The following is a 19,620-nucleotide window of genomic DNA, read 5'->3' as shown; positions in this document are numbered from 1 at the left end:
TTATGCAAGTCAATGCTTACCAACGTGTATTAAGCGCAGCCTTGGTGCTCATCTTCGCTGTGCGGGGCTTTCTGGTGGTTTTTCTGAGGAAAATCAGAGCAACCGCACTGATCACGATGATGGTGAGTACAAGCCAAATCCAGATGTTTGCCGCTCTCTTGATCTGAGCGGTCTGACCCTCAGGCACTGCGGAAGCAGCGCCCTGAAGCGCCTTGTCGGCAGCCTTGTTGGTCTTGTCAACAGTGTTTGAGCTTGACGCGAGCGCATTGCCCGAACCGTTGCCGTTGCTGTTGCCGGCTGCAAAAGCGGAAGCGGAATCTGCGGTAGCGGGAGCTGCCACGCTGTCGTCGCTGTCAGCGGCGGCATAAACGGGGCCTGCAACCTCTTCGTTGAGAACTGAGAGGACGTTGGGGTTATATACAACGTCGTCGCTGTTCATAGCGGCAACGGTAGCCTCGTCCATCTGTCCTGTTACGTCAAGGCCGTTGCAGAGCTGGAACGCCTTGATAGCGTCGGCGGTATAGTCGCCGTAGAAGCCTGTGGGCTCAATTCCGAAGTATCCGAGCTTTGCAAGCTGAGCCTGCATCTCGTATACCGCGTCGGTGAAGTCGCCCTCAACGGGCAGAGCGGGCTTGACCTCGAACTCTACCTCGGTCTCCTGACCTTCGGCAGCCTCTACGGTCTCGTCAGCCTTCTTCTCCTCCTCGGGAGCTCCGACTTCGTCTGTATCCTTATCGTTATCAGCTGTATCCGCAGCTGCTTCTTCTGTCTTATCTTCTGTTTTATCTTCGGATTCGTTCTTTACGTTGGCGCGAGGGGCTTCATCGGAATAGAGTACCTCTCTGTCTGAACCTGAAATACCGTCGACTGTGACGCCTGCAGCTTCCTGGAAAGCTCTGTACGCCTGCTCGGTAACTCGACCAAAGTCGCCGTCAATCGCGCCGTCGTAAAACCCAAGCTCTGAAAGGCGCTTCTGGATCTTCTCTACCTCGTTGCCGCTTGAGCCGTATCTGAGGAGAGAGGTCGAAGACTTTGACGAACCTGAATTAGACGAGCTGCTGACCGTTGCCGAAGTATCGGTCGGTGTTGTGCCCGAATGACCCTTTGAATCGAAATAGTATGTAGTACCGTCTATTTCTCTTGAGGTGTTGACGATGTACTCGCCGTCCTCATAGTAATAGTAGTTGCCGTTGAACTCTTCCCAACCGTTTTCGGGGTAGGTTACAGCGGTGAGCTTGAACCAGCAGTCCCAGTTGTTCCAGCCGCCGATCTCCTGATAGCATACGCCGTATTCGTCGCCGCGCGCGTCAACCTCCATACCGTCCTCAATATAGACGCCGACGTGACCGGGTCTGGAAAGTCCGAGACCGTGTACTCTGGGTACACCGTTGGAGACATAGCCCCAATCTCTGCCGTTTTCCTGTGCGTCGGAAAGCATGCTCATTCTGTTGCCGCCGCAGTAGGACCAGATAAGTCCCGAACAGTCAACGGCGCCCGGGGTTGTTCCGCCCCATACGTAACTCCATCCCTCGTCATAAGCGTTGAGACAGTATTCTGCAAGACCCGCGCCTGTGCCTGAAGCGCTGGCGTTCAGACCGCCGAACACACATACACTAGACACGGTCAGTGTACTCAATATCACAGCGGTAAGCTTTTTTATCCTGTGCATCGTTATTACCTCCAATGTCCGACAAGTGCCGATATTTTTCCGGGTGAATCGGTTCATTTTCCGTCACGAAAAATGACAGCCCGAAATGCACTTGTTAACAAATTTGTAATAATTATATCATCAAAGTTTCAAAAAATCAACCCCTAACGCCCATTCTTTTGAAATCGAATTATATTTCTGGCAATTTCCCTAACATTTTTCGCCTCTATGTGCGATTTTTGGGGCTTTCCTAAAGCGGTGGTTTCAAAATTGTAAATTCTTTTGTAATAATTGGGAAATACTGGAAGCTGGTAATTGAAAACGGAAAATTGAAAATGGAAAATTATGGGTCGCTTCGCTCCGAGTTATATATATAATAGAAAGGTATGACAAAGACAGCCGCCCTGACCTGACGATATCACACGCAGCGGAAAGATGAACCAATAAAATGTGCCCGCTGGCACTTTACTTTGGAATATTGTTGTGTTATTATATATTAGTATAGGTGGTTCTCTGTCGATAACCGCCCCTCACGTAATGTTGCATAATGTATTGCCGATGTCGCGCGAAAATTTATGTAACACTAAAAAAATACTCTCAATAGCTCGAAAAAGATTGACAAAACTTTAACAATCATATAGAATAGTGTCAGTCAACGAGCTCATTGACACACAGAAAGGATTTTTAAAATGAAAAAAGTCATCTGCGCAATTCTCGCATGTACCATCGGAGCGGTAGCTGCGGCTTCACTCAACGGCTGCGGCTGCAACGGCAGCAAGCCCTCCTCGGGCAACCAGGAAAGCAAACAGGGTTATGAGGTTGTAGCGACACAGCCCGACCTCAAGGACGAGACCTTCGGCTTCTATATCCTCAACGAAAAAGAGGTTATCCTCACCCGTTACTTCGGCTCACTCACCGACGTTACGATCCCCGACAGCTTCCAGAACTACACCGTTACCGCGATCGGTCACAGCGTGTTCAATAACGACGGTCTGAAGTCGGTCACCATTCCCGAAACCGTTACCGACATTCAGGACTACGCCTTCGCGAGCAACAAGACTCTGACGAACGTAAAGCTCCCCTCGAACCTCAAGCACCTCGGCACCAACGCCTTCTTCTACTGCTCGGGTCTTGATACTATCGAGCTGCCTGCTTCCCTCGAGAAGATCGAGCCCTTCGCATTCTCCGCTGCAGGCCTTAAGACAATCGTGATCCCCGAGAGCCAGACGCTCACAGAGCTTCCCCAGCTGATGTTCCATCAGTGCCCCAACCTCAAGGAGGTTGTAATTCCCGCGACAATCACAAAAATCGCCGACGATACCTTCAGCGAGTGTCCCGCAGACCTCACCCTCAAGGTAGCCTCAGGCTCCTACGCCGAGCAGTACGCACAGGAGCAGGGCATCAGCTATGAGGCGGTATAAATAAAAGAGCCAATCATTAAACCGGCAAAAGCGAGGTAGATAATATGAGTACAAAAGAGTATCCGATCGTAGAGAGCGCCGAATCCTTCGCCGCCGCGCTTGCGCGCGTACGCGAGGCTCAGAAGGCGTTTTCCACCTACACACAGGAACAGGTCGACGCGATTTTCCTGGCGGCAGCGACCGCCGCTAACCGCGCAAGAATTCCGCTCGCCAAGATGGCTGTGGAAGAGACCGGCATGGGTGTAGCCGAGGACAAGGTCATCAAGAACCACTTCGCCTCGGAGTACATCTACAACACCTACAGAAACACCAAGACCTGCGGCGTGATCGAGGAGGATCCCGTGGCAGGAATCAAAAAGATCGCCGAGCCTATCGGAGTTATCGGTGCGGTCATTCCCACCACCAACCCAACCTCGACCGCGATCTTCAAGGCGCTTGTCTGCCTTAAGACCCGCAACGGTATCATCATCAGCCCTCACCCCCGCGCAAAGAAGAGCACTATCGCCGCTGCCAAGATCGTTCTCGAGGCTGCCGTTGAGGCAGGCGCTCCCGAGGGCATCATCAGCTGGATCGACGTGCCCTCGCTCGAGCTCACCAACCTGCTCATGCAGGAGAGCGACTGCATTCTCGCGACAGGCGGCCCCGGCATGGTCAAGGCGGCTTACTCCTCAGGCAAGCCCGCTCTCGGCGTAGGCGCCGGCAACACACCCGCTATCATCGACGAAACCGCCGACATTCTGCTCGCGGTCAACTCGATCATTCACTCCAAGACCTTCGACAACGGCATGATTTGCGCCTCAGAGCAGAGCGTTATCGTCGAGAAGAAGATTTACGCCAAGGTCAAGAAGGAATTCAAGGCGCGCGGCTGCTACTTCCTCAACGACGAGGAATGCGAGAAGGTCAGAAAGACTATCATCATCAACGGCGCGCTCAACGCGCGTATCGTCGGTCAGAAGCCCGTGACTATCGCGAAGCTCGCCGGCGTTGAGGTTCCCGAAACGACAAAGATTCTTATCGGCGAGGTCGAGAGCGTAGATATCAGCGAGGAATTCGCTCACGAGAAGCTCAGCCCCGTTCTCGCTATGTACAAGGCGGAGAGCTTTGAGGACGCTATCGCAAAGGCTGAGCAGCTCGTCGCCGACGGCGGCTACGGCCACACCTCTTCCCTCTATGTCGACGCGATCAACTGCAAGGACAAGATCGACGAATTTGCGGCTCACATGAAAACCTGCCGTATCCTCGTCAATACTCCCTCGTCACAGGGCGGTATCGGCGATTTGTATAACTTCAGCCTCACTCCCTCGCTCACCCTCGGCTGCGGCTCATGGGGCGGCAACTCTGTTTCCGAGAACGTCGGCGTGAAGCACCTGCTCAATATCAAGACGGTCGCTGAGAGGAGAGAGAACATGCTTTGGTTCAGAGCGCCCGAAAAGGTTTATATCAAGAAGGGCTGCATGCCCGTCGCACTTCAGGAGCTCAGGGACGTTATGGGCAAAAAGCGCGCCTTCCTCGTCACCGACTCCTTCCTTTACAAGAACGGCTACACCAAGCCTATCACCGATAAGCTCGACGAAATGGGCATCACCTACACCACCTTCTCCGACGTTGAGCCCGATCCGTCGCTCATTTCCGCACAGAAGGGCGCCGAGGCTATGCGCTCCTTCGAGCCCGACGTTATCATCGCGCTCGGCGGCGGCTCCGCTATGGACGCTGCGAAGATCATGTGGGTACTCTACGAGCATCCCGACGTAGACTTCCAGGATATGGCGATGCGCTTCGTCGATATCCGCAAGCGTATCTACACCTTCCCCAAGATGGGCGAAAAGGCTTACTTCATCGCTATCCCGACCTCCTCGGGCACAGGCTCCGAGGTCACTCCCTTTGCGGTAATCACCGACCAGGAGACAGGCATCAAATATCCTCTCGCCGATTACGAGCTCATGCCCAACATGGCTATCGTCGACGCTGACTTCATGATGTCAGGCCCCAAGGGTCTGACCGCCGCCTCGGGTATCGACGCGGTTTCCCACGCTCTCGAGGCTTACGCTTCGATGATGGCTACGGACTTCACCGACGGTCTGGCGCTCAAGGCTCTCAAGGTCATCTTTGAGTACCTGCCCGCCTGCTACGACAACGGCATGAACGAGCCCGTTGCGCGTGAGAAGGTCGCACACGCCGCCACTATGGCAGGTATGGCGTTCGCAAACGCCTTCCTCGGCGTATGCCACTCAATGGCTCACAAGCTCGGCGCGTTCCACCACATCGCTCACGGCGTTGCAAACGCCCTCATGCTCGAGCAGGTTATCCGCTTCAACTCCGCTGAGGTTCCCTCAAAGATGGGTACCTTCCCCCAGTATGACCACCCCCACACCCTCGCGCGCTATGCTGAGATCGCTCAGTTCCTCGGCTTCGGCGGCAAGAACGACAAGGAGAGCGTTGAGAACCTCATCAACGGCATCAACGAGCTCAAGGCAAGGGTCGGCATCAAGAATACAATCGCAGATTACGGCGTTAAGGAGGAGGACTTCCTCGCTACCCTCGACGAGATGACCGAGCAGGCGTTCGACGACCAGTGCACAGGCGCCAACCCGCGTTATCCGCTCTTCAAGGAAATCAAGCAGATGTACCTCAACGCCTACTACGGCAACAACAAAGACGCGGTTTAATGCGCGGAAAGGGGCTTTACCATGAAATTTGACAATGTTCTCGCCGAGAGAAAAAATAAGGTCATCTACCGCGACGGCGACCTCGCTGTCAAGGTCTTTGACGAATCCTTCCCCAAGTCCGATATCCTCAACGAGGCGCTCAACCAGGCGAGAGTTGAGGAAACGGGACTGAATATCCCCAAAATCGAGGAAGTCACCAAAATCGACGGCAAGTGGGCTATCATCTCCGACTTCATCGAGGGCAAGACCCTCCAGCAGCTTATGGACGAGAACCCCGACAAGCTCGACGAGTACCTCGAGCTCTTCGTGAACGTCCAGATGGAGATCCTCGGCAAAAAGTGTCCGCTGCTCAAGAGACTGCAGGACAAGATGCAGGACAAGATCAGCAGCACAGACCTCGACGCAACCACACGCTACGAGCTGCACACCCGCCTCGCATCGATGAAGCGCCACGACAAGGTTTGCCACGGCGACTTCAACCCCTCGAACATCATCATCACTCCCGACGGCACTCCGTTTATCCTCGACTGGTCGCACGCCACTCAGGGTAACGGCGCGGCTGACGCGGCGAGAACCTACCTGCTCTTCTGTCTGAAGGGCGACAAGGACCTCGCCGAGAAGTACCTCAAGCTGTTTTGCGAAAAGACAGACACAGCGCGTCAATACGTCAACGCGTGGATGCCGATCGTCGCGGCTTCTCAGTCCGTAAAGGGCAACCCCGAAGAGAGAGAATTCCTCCTCAACTGGGCAAACGTCTGCGACTGGCAGTAGAAATCAAAAGGACTGTTCTCCGAGGAGAGCAGTCCTTTTTTAGTTGAAAATGAAAAATGAAAAATTGAAAATTAAGGGTCGCTTCGCTCCGGTTTATATTTTCGGGTGCGACTTCAAAAGCAGCATAACAAACGCCGTTGCGGGTGACATAGGCGGCAGGACGTTTATACCCAATTCATCAAACGCCTGCTTGCTCTCGTAGTCAAAGCCTTCCTCGCTGCCTGTCAGGTACAGCGGTACGCCTGCTGTGTTTGCCGATTTGCAGAAGTTCTTAAAATCCTCTCTCGCGGTCGGCAGAGTTCCCGAGTGATAGCCCTCGAGCAGCACAGCCTTTGCGCCGTCAACTGGCGGATAAATCATTCCCGGGTGCGCGCGCAGCCAGATAATCTTTCCGTTCGGCTTGCATTCGGAAAAGTCGCCCAAGCTCTCCTCCTCAAAATCGGGATTGAGCACGACCTCGCCGCCGACAAGCTCGGCAAAGTAATTATCGCGAAGGCTGAGGACGCTGTCGCTGTACGGCTGATGCGGCAAAAGGCTTGCCGCGCGGTAGATCATGACATTCTCGCCGCTGTTCCTGTACGATACGAAAACGCCCTTGCCGACTCCCGAGCGGATAAAATCAACCGCGCCGCGGAAGTTGTCAAGACCGTTTGAGCGGCTGTCTGACAGCGGATATGCCGCCGACACGAGCACAACGGGAATATCGCACAGCCCGAGCTTCAGTCCGAGGTACGCCGCCGTGTATGGCATGGTATCCGTGCCGTGGGTGACGATAACGCCGTCGCTGCCGCGCACGCTCTTTACGCAGTCAGAGAGCTTCTCCCAATGCTCACAGCCGAGGTTTTCGCTCAGTATGAAGTACGGAGAAAGCGTTTCAAACTCTACGCTGCCGTCAAGAGCGCGGTATATTTCAATCAGGGTAAAGGAATTGGCGCCGTCAGGTGACAGCGCCCCATTCCTGTTCGAGCAGGCAATCGTGCCGCCCGTAAATATCACTGTAATTTTCATTCTACGCCAATATCGTTCATAACCATACCCGTCGTCATCTTCGGGTAGAAATAGGTGGACTTCTGCGGCATCTTCTCGCCCGCCGCCGCGACGTCGCGGATTTCGGTGACGCGGGTCGGGTTGAGGATAAACGAGCACTGGAACTCGCCCTTGTCGACGCCCATGATCGCTTCCTCATAGAACTTCGTGTAGGTCAGGTTGATCTGAGCCGCCATGTTCTCCTTGTCGATGCCGAGGATCTTCTCGAGAATCAGTGTGTGCAGGACGCTGACGTCGAGCTGCTGTGACGCTTCGCTCAGATCGGGCAGCTCCTTTTTCATCACGTCGATATCCTTGAGCGTGAGCAGGTACCACTCACCCTTGCCGCAGTAGAAGCCGAAGGACTTGCTGCCCTTCTTGTACTCGCTGTGGAGCAGCTCGTTCATATGCGAAACGCTGTCGAACGCCTTGATATCAAAATATTCTTCGCAGCCGTCGAGGAGCTTATCCCTGTCAAACTTAGGCAAATCGCGCACAAGGCGGTGCGTCGGGAATACGACAAGCCCCGGGTGCTCCATGTCCATGAGGAACATCATCTGGTAGTCCTGAGCGTCGCCTTCCTTCGAGATACCGTTCTCGCGGCAGTAGTTGCGGTAGTTGAGCGCGGTCTCGTAGCGGTGGTGACCGTCGGCGATATAGAGCTTTCTGTCGGTGAAATCGGCGCACAGCTTCGCGATAGCCTTCTCGTCGGTAATAATCCAGAGCTTGTGGGTAACCTTGTCGCCGTCGGTAAACTTGGCGTTGGGCTTACGCTTTGACAGCTCGTCGATAGTCGAGAGCGTGGTATGCTCCTCGTCCATATAGAGCGCGTAAATCTGGCTGAAGTTGCAGTTTGTCGCCTTCATGAGGTTGAAACGGTCAGCCTTCGCCTTCGAAAGCGTGAACTCGTGCGGAAGGATAACTCCCTTCGAGAACTCCTCGACCTTCACACGCGCGATGATGCCCTTGATACTGCGGCGCGTGTTGTAGGCGTTGAACTCCTCCTCGTAAATATAAATCGCGGGCTTATCCTCGTGAATGAGGATCCCCTTCTCTCTCCAGCGGTCAAGAACCTCGCCCGCTGTTGTGTAAACATTGTCGCCTTCTTTGGGCAGCTCAAGGCGGATAACGTTGTATTTGTTCTGCGCGAGATACGATTTTCTTTCCTTTTCGCTGATAATGTCATAGGGAGGACAGCAGAGCTCATCGAGCCTGCCTGCGCGTTCGGTGTTGTAGCGCATACCCCTGAACGCTTTGATTTCAGCCATAAAAATGCCCCTTTTCTGATTCATGCTTATCTTTTAGTATATCATATTTTATGCCGCCGCACAAGACGCATTGATGAAAAGTTCATATATTATATTGTTTATTACACGTTCAGAGAAGATTTTCATTGACACAACTGAGTTTTTTTGATATAATAGAATTTGCGAAAGAACAAAACGCACCAATAGCTCAGTTGGTCAGAGCTACCGGCTCATAACCGGTTGGTCCGGGGTTCGAGTCCCTGTTGGTGCACCATCCTATGCGAATAAAAAAGATATTCGCCCCGAAAAGCCCGATTTTATCGGGCTTTTTCACGTCTCAGGGGCTTGTCCGCGAGCGTACAAAAACGTAGATGTAAAACGGCGTTTTTACCATTTTTCAGGGAAATGAACCCCCGAAGAACAGAAAATCAGGCAACAAAATAAACTTTTTCTTAGGCATTTCAAATTAATGAGTGCTACTCACAATCGAAAAAATCTCATTTCAGAGCCAATCGTTTAGAAATAAGCGGTTGGCTCTTTTTTTATTTCTAAAAAAACTAAAGGAGATGATAATCAATGTATTTTACAGAAAACCGGTACGACCGCAGCATCGAATGGATGATGAAGGGTGTACCAAACTTTTACGCGAGAAGTTCGGGAATCGTAGTGACAGGGAAATTTGAGTACACAGCAAAGATGTGTGACTGTCGATTATGCGAACACTATGGCGGCAAACTGAGAGGCTGCAAGGTTCCACGATGCGTCTGCTTAGAGGAACGGATCGCCGTCGGCGTCGCCTCACTCAAAGAGGTCATGCAGGAAACGATGTCAGAAATCAAACACAGCGGTTTTAACCGCAGGCTGAGAAAATATATAAAGGAAAGCGAGGTCATCCCCATGACATTCTTGAGCGAACAGCACAGATTGAGTTTTAACGCAGCACTCGACAGGATCGGAAAGTATGACAGAAAGAACTGCGCGCTTGTCGCGGCTCTGTATTTACTGACAGCAGATTTCCGACTATGGAATCAGGCACGGCGATATGTCGAGAACCACGGCATCAGCTTCGGCAAGCTGCGACCAAAGAACTGCTCCGAGTATTCCTATCCCCTCTACTGTGCGGCGAAGGATTTGTATCTCGGTACCAGGCACATCACCATTAACGATCTTGCCGACAATAAGCTGATCAACGCAAAGACCTTCGCGCTCATCTGTAACGCGATGGCAATCCGAAAATACGGGTTGGGAGCAATACAGTTCACAGACGAACCAAAAACATGAAACGAAAACTATTCACGGCGATTGCAGTAATTCTTTTGGCTGCAGGCTTGGCAATGCTGATCGTCCCGAGAATATCCAACCGTGTCGGTGAGCAGATAGCCCATACCACCGTCGAGGATTTCAAGGCTTTGAAAAGCAAATCGACTTATGATGAACCAACGGAAAAGAAAGAATCGTCCGAGGAGAGCACCCAAAGAGAGAACTCTGAAGCCGAATGCCTTCGCATTCTGCAGGTGGAAGAAAAAGGACTCAACCCTGAAAGCCGCAATAGCTCAGACAACGTCCCGAAGATTGATTTTGACCGCCTCTATTCCGACAGCATAGCGTACAACGAGAATTTGAAAAAGCACCAGCACGAGTTGCTTACAAATGAGCAGTCCTACCAATTCCCCGCTTTGAATCTGAGCAGCTATGGAATCACAAGCGGTGTTTACGGATATATTTCCGCGCCGTCTATCGGCTTGGAGCTTCCGATCTATCTCGGCGGCAACGATGACAACATGGCTCTCGGTACCGCTCACATGACATACACCTCGCTCCCCGTCGGCGGCAAGAGCACCAACTGTGTGTTGTCGGGGCATTCGGGTTACGTCGGCAGGATATTCTTCGACTACATTACGAGTCTGAGCATCGGCGATGAGATCACCGTCGAGAATTATTGGGATACTCTAACCTACAGGGTCATTGACAAACAAATCCATAAAAAAGACGAATCGGCAGACTGCTACATCACCGAGGGCAGGGATTTGCTCACGCTTATCACCTGCGTCTCGAACGGACACGGCGGTTTTGACCGGTTCTATTTAATTTGCGAAAGGAAATCCACATGAAACACTTTTACCGTACACGCGACAGACCCGCAAAATTCTTCAACAGACCATTCCAAAGAAAGGAGAGAAAACTTGAAAAGCATTATTAAAAGAGCGGTCGCCGTTCTGCTCGTTTTGACAGTTGTCCTTCTGACAGCCTGCTCTGTAACAATGGATGCAGTCAAGGCGGCGGAAATCGGCGGCGACAGCGACGTTGATCTCAGTAGCTACGGCGAATACATTTCCAATGATGAACTCGGCGAGCTTATTTCCTACGGCGGTTACATCTCGAAATCGGAATACGCCCGGCATATCAACGATGACTCGGTTGGCGCATCCTACACTCCGAGTTTTGAAGGCTGCTATGACACAGGCGGCAATCAGATATACGTCAGACGCGCTATGGCACGGCAGTATGTCGGTGAAGCCGCGCTGATGATATTCGTCAACAGCTCGAGAGCCTACTGTATTCAGCCGGGCGAAGCTCTGAACGCTTACTCGGATCTGACGCCGAGTACCTCAACCGGCGTTTGGGCGAGTCTCTCGGGTAATCAGCAGCAGGCAATCAATACGGCGCTCTGTTTCGGCAGAGAGGGAAACTTTTCCAATATTAAAGGAAACACCTCCATCAATTCCGACCAGTGCTATCTTGCGACACAGCTCATTATCTGGGAAATCGTAAACGGAGAACGAAGCTCGACGGCTCCGTTTTCTCTGGAAGGTAACGGATACCTGTCCATGTACTGTGCCGACGGATATAACGGAAATATTGCCGAAGCCTATCACCGCATTGAGAGCGCAATGTCTTCAGCGCAGACCGTTCCGTCATTTGCCGGAAAAGAGTCATCAAACGCGCCGACATACACGCTCACAGCCAAATACAATAACGTCAAAAGAGTTTGGAACTATGCGCCGCTGACGCTGACGGACAGCAACAGCGTAATGTCGCAGTTTACAGGCTTCAACAACAGAACCATTAACGTCGGCAATGCCACAGTCACCGTTAAGGTGAACGGCAACAAGGTGACGCTCACGCCGTCAGCCGCCAAACTCAATACGACGGGAACAACTGAAATGCTGAGTGCGCTGAAAACCGGCGTCCCCACAACAAACGAGGCAAAGTTAATAGCATACTCATCGTCATATCAGGATGTTGTATCAGGAGGAACCGTCAGTGCTCCCACGGCATATTTCAATGTACGGGTATCTGTGTCGCAGAACGGAAAGCTCAATTCGGATTTTCGTATTCGAAAGGTTATCGGTACACAAAACGAGTATTGCCGAGCTGATGACTGAAAAACGAGCTTTGGAAAAAGAGCTTGAGAGTTATCAGGGGTTCGGAAAAACATCGGAACCGGAATCAAAGCTCAACGAAATATCTCACATCACCGAAATCATCGAGAATCAACCACTGCAATTTGATGACAATCTCATTCGTCAAATGCTTGAATGTGTGGTCGTACAGTCCAAAGAGCAAATCAAAATTGTGTTTAAGGACGGCACAGAGGTTGATCAGCCTCTCAGCTAAGAACAGCAAACACTTATGCGGCTGAGAGATTTTTCAGCCTTATAGGTGTTTGCTGTTTTGAATGGTTTCCGGATAATTGAATTTTCTGAGCGGGTCAAAAGTTTTCGATAGACAAAGGAAAGCAATTCTGGTATCATAAGAGAAGAAGCCGAATGGAACAGCGCGCTTATCAGAGCAAAAAGCAGAAAAGAACGATACGCATACTGATACAGATGATTTCAAAATATGAGTAGAGAACAAACAGAACGAAAAATATGTGCGGCGATCGATTGCTCTTGAATACCTCGAATATTTCTCAACGGTACCCTGGGACACATTGTTTTCCTGAGCTATTCTCCCCGATATTAATCTCCTAAGGGTCGTCCTTGACATAGGTTCAGCATTCTCTGTGTGTTCTACGCTATACCAGTATGCCGCACGTTCCGAATCATACTGCCTTCCAATAAGGTAGTGGCGCATTTCTTCGGTCAGATTTAGGCGCTTTAGCTGGTTGAGACAAATCCAGGCAATCGTGTTATTGATGCGCTTATTCAATTGGGTAAAATTGCAAAATACCCCTATTATGAGTACACGTCAGATCAGGTTACACCACGTCGGTAACTTGCAAAATTCCGACTTGTCTTGCAAAACGTGGATCAAGCGATAAGCTCCACCTCGGTTCTCACCTCTCTACCGTGTAAAAATTCAGAGGGTAAAAACGAATATGCGGATATGGCGGAATAGGCAGACGCGCATGGTTCAGGTCCATGTGAGCATTGCGCTCATGCAGGTTCAACTCCTGTTATCCGCACCACAAAAAGCTCGATTTTATCGGGCTTTTTGTATTTTCAGAGGAAAAATAATTGTTGGCAGACGCGTAACCTATGCACCTTTTCTATTGTCCTATTCGCACAAATGATATACACGCCTGTTACGGGAACCCGTGCGTTCCATGGAGTTTGGTTTCTCGATATGCAGACATAAACACCTCAAATAATCGTTTTGTGTCAATAATAAGCTGGTATTCTGTTAGTATTATACTATAAAAAATTGTATAATACAAGTAATGTAACTATTCAGCACCCCACCCCAAAAACCTGATTGATCTGACCTGATAAAACCATCTTTACCGCGTGATAAGAATCAAACCCGTTTTTGCGGGCGGTGCTAACGAACGACATTAAGCCCATGTATTCCTCTGCGCCGGTTCTGCTTCTGAAGCAGCCGCAAACCTTGGTCTTTGTTTTGATGTTGCGGATATCGCGCTCGGCTTGATTGTTGTCGAACGGAACACCGAGCTTTTCTAAAAACAGGCAGACTGCTCCCTTGTGTTTTTTGAGCCTGTCGATGAGCGCGAGAATTTTACCGCGTTTTACTCTGCCGCGTTTTTTCCTGACAGGTTCCGCAATAGGATTCTGCGCGTATGCCTCTTTTATTATGACATCGTATTCGCGTTTGTATTTTTGAATTGTAAACACGCTGAGATAATCTTTTCCTGCCGCGATCGCCTTGTCTTTTGCTCTTTTCATACGCAAAAGGTGTTCCTTGAATTTTCTCGCCCATGCTTGCTCCGGGTGATTTTCTGCAATTCCGTTCAGCTCTCTCAGAAGATGAGCGCAGCATACAGAATGCGTCACATCGTTAAACTTCCAATAGGAAGTCCAGCAATCGTGGACGATGATCCCGTGATAATCAGGAAGGACACCCGTGGATTTTATGCCTTCATAACCGCGTTTTTTGCTGACGGTCATATATGTGTAGCTTCCGTATGAAACATTGTGAACCCAATGAAGTTTACCGTCTATGTTGGTTCCCGTTTCATCGCAATGAACCAACGAACTTTCAGAAAGCTTTTGACGTATTAGCTCAAGTGCCGGCTTTACTTTCTCTGCACAACGGCTTACGATATACTTAATCGTACCGGTTGAAAGAGGTATATTGAATACGCCGCCTAATATTTCGTGGATCCTGTTGACGCTGACCGCACCTACGGTATTAAAAGCGACAACCAGAGCTTGCAGATTCTTGCCGTATTGTACGAAGGCTTTTTTAAGGTTGACGCGGTAAGCTTATCTCAAACGAAAGGGGTTTTCAAAATGAAGATTCAGACGGTTTTTGAAAGAACCGAAAAGAAATACATCCTCACGCTTGCGCAGCGCCGCGAGCTGCTCAAAAGGATAGCGGAGCATATCAAGCCCGACGAATACGGCGAAAGCACGGTGTGCTCGCTCTATTTCGACACCGACGACTACAGGCTCATCCGCCGCTCGATGGAGAAGCCCGTGTACAAGGAGAAGCTCAGGCTGCGAAGCTATTCGACGCCGAAGCGCGACAGCAACGTATTTCTCGAGCTCAAAAAGAAGTATAACGGAGTGGTCTATAAGCGGCGCAAGACCATGAAGCTCGGCGAAGCTAAGGACTATCTGAAATACGGCGTAATGCCCGACGATTCACAGATCATGCGCGAGCTTGACTGGGCGATGAAATACTACAAAACCATCGCGCCGAGGGTGTTCATAGCCTATGACCGCACGGCGTTCTACAGCAAGACAGACCACGAGCTGCGCATTACCTTTGACCGCAACGTGAGGTTCCGCACCACAAACCTCGACCTCTCAAAGGGCGACTACGGCGAGCGCATACTCGCCCCGGGGCTCTGCGTAATGGAGATCAAGGCGCTGTCCGCAATGCCGCTCTGGCTTACCGAGGCGCTGGCTCAAATGAGGATTTTCCCCGGCACCTTCTCAAAATACGGAACCGCATATCAGCTCATCGAAGAAAGAAAGAAAAACCATCTCAGTGATTACAAAAGAGGACGTCCCTGTGCTTGATTCATTATTTTTACCTGTATACACCTCAACCGATCAGATAACCGCCTCGGTTTATCTCGTTTGCTCGCTCGCGTCGCTGGCGCTGGGCGCGGTCATAGCCTTCGCGGCGGGCTTCCGCAGCCGTCAGAGCAAAAGCTTCATGCTTGCGCTGCTGCTGATCCCCGTCATCGTTCAGATGGTCATCATGCTCGTCAACGACAACGTGGGCGCGGGCGTGGCCGTAATGGGCGCGTTCTCGCTGGTTCGCTTCCGCAGCGCTCCCGGCTCGGCAAAGGAGATCGTCAGCATTTTCCTCGCGATGGCTACGGGTCTTGCCACGGCAAAGGGCTACATCGCTCTGGCGGCGGTGTTCGTGATAGTTATCTCGCTCATTATGATAATTTCGACCTATGTGCGTTTCAAGGAAAAGGACGACCTTGTGAGGGAGCTCAAAATCACCATTCCCGAAGACCTCAACTATGCGCATGAGTTTGACGACCTGTTCGATACCTACACAAAGCGCAGCAAGCTGCTCAACGTCAAGACCACCAACATGGGCAGCCTTTACAAGCTGAGCTACGAGGTCGAGCTGAAAAGCGAGGACAACGTGCAGAGCTTCATCGACGACCTGCGCACCCGCAACGGCAATCTCGAAATAGCCGTGCTGCTCCCCGCGGTTAGTGAAGGAGTCTTGTGATTTAGTGAATAGTGAATATTTACCAAGTAATTATAAAAATTCAAGGAGGTTTTGAGATGAAAAAACGTATTTCTCTGTTATTGGCTGCGTCATTGCTCTCGGGAGCTTTTGTGATGGGAGCCTGCAATCAAAAAAGCGAACCGGTCAAGTCAACAATGGATGAGGCAAAGGTTAGCCCTGTCGCTTTTGAAACGAAGGACGGTCTGTATGTCCATGCGTTATCGGGCTCGGATGACACTCAGGCTTGGCACCTTTGGCAAAGTGTTCACGACGAGGAATTCAAAACAGCGAAGCCCTATGAAAAATACTTTTTTCTGCCTACATCTGCGGATGAAAAATCGGTGGATATCTACAACGGATACGCTGAGCCGGTCACTGTCAACGGTGTAGAGATCCCGTCCGGGGCGACCGAGGCAGTGAGCTACACTGTTTCCGAGCCTTATGACGTTAAAGTCAAAGACGAGACTTTCTCTCTCAGGTTTATGAAATCAAATGCCGAGGCGGCTGTTTTCATCAACAACAGCGACGCCGACGGCAAAGGCACCGATCTGATGACTTATCTGAACGATGAGGACGAAAACTATGACAAACACCTGACAGCGACTGCCACAGGGGCGATTTTGGACAGTGACGGAAATATCGACAACACGCCCATCAAGAAAATCAAGGGTAGGGGAAACACCTCTTGGGAAAAGCCCAAGAAATCCTATAACGTAAATTATGAGAGTGCTGTTTCGGTCGCGGGAATCAAGGAGGGAAAAAAGTTCTGCCTTGTCGCCAATTATCAGGACGATTCCCTTTCCCGCAACCGCATACTGTACGACCTCTCCGATGCTGTCGGAATGCCGTATGCCTCGGATTCACGCTATGTCGACCTATACGTCAACGGCTTCTACTGGGGCTCGTACCAGATGTGCGAAAAGATCGACGGCGGTAAGAATTCTCTTGTCGGAGATATCGAAGCGGAGGATTACCTTGACGCGAACGGTAAGGTGAAGCAGGATTTCCCGTTTCTGTGCGAGGTTGATCCGGGCGCCGATTATTTAACCGACTACTTCACATCCACAAACAGCGGAAAGCTGTCCATCAAGTATCCCGAAGTTGCCAAAGAGGAACCCGGCTACAACGAGGTAAAAGATTATGTCGCTGAAAAATACGACGCGTTCTATGAAGCGGCAGGGTCTGATAAAAATGAGCTTTCTGCGCTTGCAGATATCGACTCTATGGCTAAGCTCTATCTGGTAAACGAGCTTGGAAAAAACTGGGACTCCGGCGTATCGAGCGTATTCTTTGTATACAAGCCGGACGAGTCGGGAAGATATAAATTCTACGCTTCTCCCGTGTGGGACTTTGACAACACCCTCGGCAACGCAAAAGGCGTCGAGAGTGAGCTCAATGGCTTGGAGGTCGAGGATTATGAGGATTACACCGGTTGGTGGTGCGAACACAAAGGCGGCTTCGGCAATATCGTGAATCGTCTTTCACAAAATCCGGAGGTCAAGGCTGCGGCAAAGCGCATTTGGTTTGAGGAGTTTGTTCCCGCTATTCAGCATTTCTCGGGTGAAAAAAACAGCGAAGAGATAAACAGGGAGTTCTACTCCGCGGATACCTATTACGACCTGATTCACGACAGCGCGGAAATGAACTACACAAGCGGCTGGCTGCTGAAAACGGGTAAGTGGATCGCCGATCACGATTCTCTGACAAAGGCGCGCTTTGACGAACAGACAAGAAAAATGGTGACTGAGTCTACCGCCGCCAAATACCAAGCGAACTTCACCGATATGTTCCATTATTGCAACGACTGGCTGACAAGTCGCGCCGCGTGGCTCTCACAGGAATTCTCAAAACAGTAGCATGAAAAACCTCCGCACGGATTCTTCCTTGCGGAGGCTTTTATGTTATACTGCCGCTTGTTGCGGAATATAACAAATAAACGGATTTTGCAAAGGCAATGGGATTTAGAGTATAGACGTTTTTTCTTTTTTCTGATATAATACACATATCAATCGAAATATATAGGTGATGATAAAATGATAAATAAACTATTTGAAAAACTAATCGAATTTGATCAGGTCGAGGCGATCGCGCTCGGCGGTTCCCGTTCGGGAGAAAACTATGATGAAAAATCCGATTATGATGTGTATGTTTACATCACAGCGCCAATCGGAGAAGAAAGCAGACACGCATTATTGGCTGATTACTGTCAATATATGGAGATTGGAAACCATTACTGGGAATACGAGGATAACTGTGTTCTGAACAATGGAATCGACATCGACATCCTTTACCGCAATTTGGACGAATTCTGTGACGGTGTTGCGAGAGTAGTCGAAGGTTTTGAGGCGTGCAACGGATATACCACCTGTATGTGGCATAACCTTTTGACCTGCAAAATTGTCTGCGATAAGCACGGAAGGCTTCAAAACGCAAAAGAACGCTTTTCCGTTCCTTATCCCGAAGAACTTCGAAACAACATCATCAAAAGAAACACAGCTCTTTTATACAGCGCTATGCCCGCATACTCTCTTCAAGTGAAAAAGGCGAACGGCAGAAACGACAGGGTAAGCGTTGTTCACAGAACAGCCGCCTTTTTGGAATCGTATTTTGATGTGATTTTCGCATTGAACAAGCAAACACATCCGGGCGAAAAGCGATTGATGGCGCTTTGCAGAAATAATTGCACGATTCTTCCTGAGCACTTTGAAGAAAACCTCAACCGACTTTTTGACGATATGCTGACACAAAGCGATAATCTGACCGAAGATTTGAATACGATTATTTCAGAGCTTAAAGCAGTGTTGCTACGGGAGAGTTTATGATATTATCCACCAAATTCTGATTTAACAAACTACAGCGGCAGCAAGCTCGCTCAGATGGCAGGAAACGGCACTTGGCAGGAAGGTATGCGCTTTTCCGAGCGCGAGGAGGAAAGTGCTTTTAAGGAATGAGCAAAGGGTATAGAGCTTAAATAACTATTATCTTGACACGCCTCTGTTGACTATGTTATACTACACCCAACAAACCGCATAGGAATGGGAAAAATCACGTTTCACCGACGTGGTGTAACCATCAGATCGAGACAATGTTTACAGCGATTCAGAAAACGCTGGACGAACAGAAGCAGCGTCTCCTTGTACGAGATGAAACAAGTAAACCGTTCCGATTAAGATAAGCGGCTCTTCAACATAGGAATCCCGTTCTCATTCCACCATTCTCCACTGATTCCACCGGAGCTCATTCCTTCGTGAGCAAACTGCTCAACATATGCCATACTATCAGTGGTCATTTCGACTCCCGAAAGTTCAAAGTGCTCTTTCTTGATCCACGCCTCCAAATCTTCGGGTGACAAAATGTCCATGCTTTCTGCCTGATTCTTCAAATACTCCCAGAAGTATGGATCACCTCGTAGTCCCCAACTTTCGGGCTGGTTCTCAAATATTGTTGATAGTTTCATTGTATCAAATCCTCTCATAAGCTGTGGCTTTAGCATATCCATTTTCATCTCTCCAAATAAACGATTTATCAAATTTCACTTTAATCCAGCAAGCGCAAGCCCTTCTTCTGAAAAATAACGGGGACGGTTTTTCTTTGCGTATGCCTCCATCAGTATAGAATGATAAGCGTTAAGAAAAAGCTCATAGTGAATATAATGCCTGCTGTTCTGATTCTTTTGACTATCCATATTATCATAGCTATACGATGGATGCTTATCAAAATCTTATCAGCGGTGATAA

Annotated in this window: 15 protein-coding genes, 2 tRNA genes and 1 pseudogene; 13 read left to right on the top strand and 5 right to left on the bottom strand. The window is 50.1% G+C overall.

Going from position 1 to position 19,620, the window contains the following annotated elements; translation table 11 throughout:
• Positions 1-16 precede the first annotated feature (16 nt).
• On the bottom strand, positions 17-1,669 hold the full coding sequence (locus tag AB1I49_RS01405; protein WP_243411842.1) for a peptidoglycan-binding domain-containing protein: 1,653 nt from the start codon (positions 1,667-1,669) through the stop codon (positions 17-19).
• 668 nt (positions 1,670-2,337) lie between these two features.
• On the opposite strand from AB1I49_RS01405, the gene AB1I49_RS01400 reads away from it, so the two are divergent.
• From AB1I49_RS01400 to AB1I49_RS01390, 3 genes are read left to right on the top strand one after another with little or no spacing between them, the layout of a single operon-like run.
• Positions 2,338-3,069 (top strand): leucine-rich repeat domain-containing protein, encoded by a 732-nt coding sequence (locus AB1I49_RS01400; RefSeq protein WP_186833047.1) that lies wholly within the window; start codon positions 2,338-2,340, stop codon positions 3,067-3,069.
• A gap of 44 nt (positions 3,070-3,113) precedes the next feature.
• Positions 3,114-5,735 carry a bifunctional acetaldehyde-CoA/alcohol dehydrogenase gene (gene adhE / locus AB1I49_RS01395; RefSeq protein ID WP_186833048.1) on the top strand — a complete coding sequence of 874 codons (2,622 nt, stop codon included), beginning with the start codon at positions 3,114-3,116 and terminating at the stop codon, positions 5,733-5,735.
• 21 nt (positions 5,736-5,756) lie between these two features.
• Positions 5,757-6,506 carry a phosphotransferase family protein gene (locus AB1I49_RS01390; RefSeq protein ID WP_186833049.1) on the top strand — a complete coding sequence of 250 codons (750 nt, stop codon included), beginning with the start codon at positions 5,757-5,759 and terminating at the stop codon, positions 6,504-6,506.
• Positions 6,507-6,599: 93 nt separating this feature from the next.
• Here AB1I49_RS01390 and AB1I49_RS01385 read toward each other — a convergent pair whose 3' ends face one another.
• Together AB1I49_RS01385 and AB1I49_RS01380 are read right to left on the bottom strand one after the other, a co-directional pair.
• Entirely contained in the window at positions 6,600-7,514 is a 915-nt protein-coding gene (locus AB1I49_RS01385) for an asparaginase (RefSeq protein WP_186833050.1), read from the bottom strand.
• Positions 7,511-8,800: a DUF1015 domain-containing protein gene (locus tag AB1I49_RS01380; protein WP_201428121.1), complete on the bottom strand. Its 1,290-nt coding sequence runs from the start codon at positions 8,798-8,800 to the stop codon at positions 7,511-7,513. The genes AB1I49_RS01385 and AB1I49_RS01380 overlap by 4 nt, the downstream gene beginning before the upstream one ends.
• Before the next feature lie 176 nt (positions 8,801-8,976).
• On the opposite strand from AB1I49_RS01380, the gene AB1I49_RS01375 reads away from it, so the two are divergent.
• The 6 genes from AB1I49_RS01375 to AB1I49_RS01350 all read left to right on the top strand — a co-directional run bounded on the left by AB1I49_RS01375 (position 8,977) and on the right by AB1I49_RS01350 (position 13,190).
• Positions 8,977-9,053, top strand: a tRNA-Ile gene (locus tag AB1I49_RS01375).
• Between the two features lie 302 nt (positions 9,054-9,355).
• Positions 9,356-10,060, top strand: coding sequence for a hypothetical protein (locus tag AB1I49_RS01370; protein ID WP_407721208.1), 705 nt, complete (start codon positions 9,356-9,358; stop codon positions 10,058-10,060).
• Positions 10,057-10,890, top strand: a complete 834-nt coding sequence (locus AB1I49_RS01365) for a class C sortase (protein ID WP_407721206.1) — start codon at positions 10,057-10,059, stop codon at positions 10,888-10,890. Before AB1I49_RS01370 ends, AB1I49_RS01365 begins: the two co-directional genes overlap by 4 nt.
• Positions 10,891-10,962: 72 nt before the next feature.
• Positions 10,963-12,165: a thioester domain-containing protein gene (locus tag AB1I49_RS01360; protein ID WP_407721205.1), complete on the top strand. Its 1,203-nt coding sequence runs from the start codon at positions 10,963-10,965 to the stop codon at positions 12,163-12,165.
• Positions 12,158-12,397 (top strand): hypothetical protein, encoded by a 240-nt coding sequence (locus AB1I49_RS01355; RefSeq protein ID WP_407721204.1) that lies wholly within the window; start codon positions 12,158-12,160, stop codon positions 12,395-12,397. Before AB1I49_RS01360 ends, AB1I49_RS01355 begins: the two co-directional genes overlap by 8 nt.
• 705 nt (positions 12,398-13,102) lie before the next feature.
• Positions 13,103-13,190, top strand: a tRNA-Leu gene (locus AB1I49_RS01350).
• 262 nt (positions 13,191-13,452) lie between these two features.
• On the opposite strand, the pseudogene tnpC reads toward AB1I49_RS01350, so the two are convergent.
• Positions 13,453-14,403: pseudogene (gene tnpC, locus AB1I49_RS01345) on the bottom strand (IS66 family transposase); the annotation flags it as partial.
• Positions 14,404-14,472: 69 nt separating this feature from the next.
• Between tnpC and AB1I49_RS01340 the strand changes: the two are divergent.
• The 4 genes from AB1I49_RS01340 (at position 14,473) to AB1I49_RS01325 (ending at position 18,705) form a co-directional block, all read left to right on the top strand.
• Complete coding sequence (locus AB1I49_RS01340) at positions 14,473-15,207, top strand: polyphosphate polymerase domain-containing protein (RefSeq protein WP_316610835.1); 735 nt, start codon at positions 14,473-14,475, stop codon at positions 15,205-15,207.
• Complete coding sequence (locus AB1I49_RS01335; protein WP_316610834.1) at positions 15,200-15,883, top strand: DUF4956 domain-containing protein; 684 nt, start codon at positions 15,200-15,202, stop codon at positions 15,881-15,883. The genes AB1I49_RS01340 and AB1I49_RS01335 overlap by 8 nt, the downstream gene beginning before the upstream one ends.
• Positions 15,884-15,939: 56 nt before the next feature.
• Complete coding sequence (locus AB1I49_RS01330; RefSeq protein ID WP_316610833.1) at positions 15,940-17,739, top strand: CotH kinase family protein; 1,800 nt, start codon at positions 15,940-15,942, stop codon at positions 17,737-17,739.
• Between the two features lie 177 nt (positions 17,740-17,916).
• Positions 17,917-18,705: a DUF4037 domain-containing protein gene (locus AB1I49_RS01325; RefSeq protein WP_407721203.1), complete on the top strand. Its 789-nt coding sequence runs from the start codon at positions 17,917-17,919 to the stop codon at positions 18,703-18,705.
• 344 nt (positions 18,706-19,049) lie between these two features.
• Here the strand turns inward: AB1I49_RS01325 and AB1I49_RS01320 are convergent, their stop codons facing one another.
• Positions 19,050-19,382, bottom strand: a complete 333-nt coding sequence (locus AB1I49_RS01320; RefSeq protein ID WP_407721202.1) for a hypothetical protein — start codon at positions 19,380-19,382, stop codon at positions 19,050-19,052.
• Between the last annotated feature and the right edge of the window lie 238 nt (positions 19,383-19,620).

The organism is Ruminococcus sp. NATIVEDY160 (assembly GCF_045819885.1).
Taxonomy (GTDB): Bacteria; Bacillota; Clostridia; order Oscillospirales; family Acutalibacteraceae; genus Ruminococcoides.
This window is presented reverse-complemented; position numbering and strand designations above follow the sequence as displayed.

Bases quoted from the DNA above. Each gene is read 5' to 3' on its own strand.
- AB1I49_RS01405 (WP_243411842.1), bottom strand. From the start codon at position 1,669: ATGCACAGGATAAAAAAGCTTACCGCTGTGATATTGAGTACACTGACC.
- AB1I49_RS01400 (WP_186833047.1), top strand. From the start codon at position 2,338: ATGAAAAAAGTCATCTGCGCAATTCTCGCATGTACCATCGGAGCGGTA.
- adhE (WP_186833048.1), top strand. From the start codon at position 3,114: ATGAGTACAAAAGAGTATCCGATCGTAGAGAGCGCCGAATCCTTCGCC.
- AB1I49_RS01390 (WP_186833049.1), top strand. From the start codon at position 5,757: ATGAAATTTGACAATGTTCTCGCCGAGAGAAAAAATAAGGTCATCTAC.
- AB1I49_RS01385 (WP_186833050.1), bottom strand. From the start codon at position 7,514: ATGAAAATTACAGTGATATTTACGGGCGGCACGATTGCCTGCTCGAAC.
- AB1I49_RS01380 (WP_201428121.1), bottom strand. From the start codon at position 8,800: ATGGCTGAAATCAAAGCGTTCAGGGGTATGCGCTACAACACCGAACGC.
- AB1I49_RS01370 (WP_407721208.1), top strand. From the start codon at position 9,356: ATGTATTTTACAGAAAACCGGTACGACCGCAGCATCGAATGGATGATG.
- AB1I49_RS01365 (WP_407721206.1), top strand. From the start codon at position 10,057: ATGAAACGAAAACTATTCACGGCGATTGCAGTAATTCTTTTGGCTGCA.
- AB1I49_RS01355 (WP_407721204.1), top strand. From the start codon at position 12,158: ATGACTGAAAAACGAGCTTTGGAAAAAGAGCTTGAGAGTTATCAGGGG.
- AB1I49_RS01340 (WP_316610835.1), top strand. From the start codon at position 14,473: ATGAAGATTCAGACGGTTTTTGAAAGAACCGAAAAGAAATACATCCTC.
- AB1I49_RS01330 (WP_316610833.1), top strand. From the start codon at position 15,940: ATGAAAAAACGTATTTCTCTGTTATTGGCTGCGTCATTGCTCTCGGGA.
- AB1I49_RS01325 (WP_407721203.1), top strand. From the start codon at position 17,917: ATGATAAATAAACTATTTGAAAAACTAATCGAATTTGATCAGGTCGAG.
- AB1I49_RS01320 (WP_407721202.1), bottom strand. From the start codon at position 19,382: ATGGATATGCTAAAGCCACAGCTTATGAGAGGATTTGATACAATGAAA.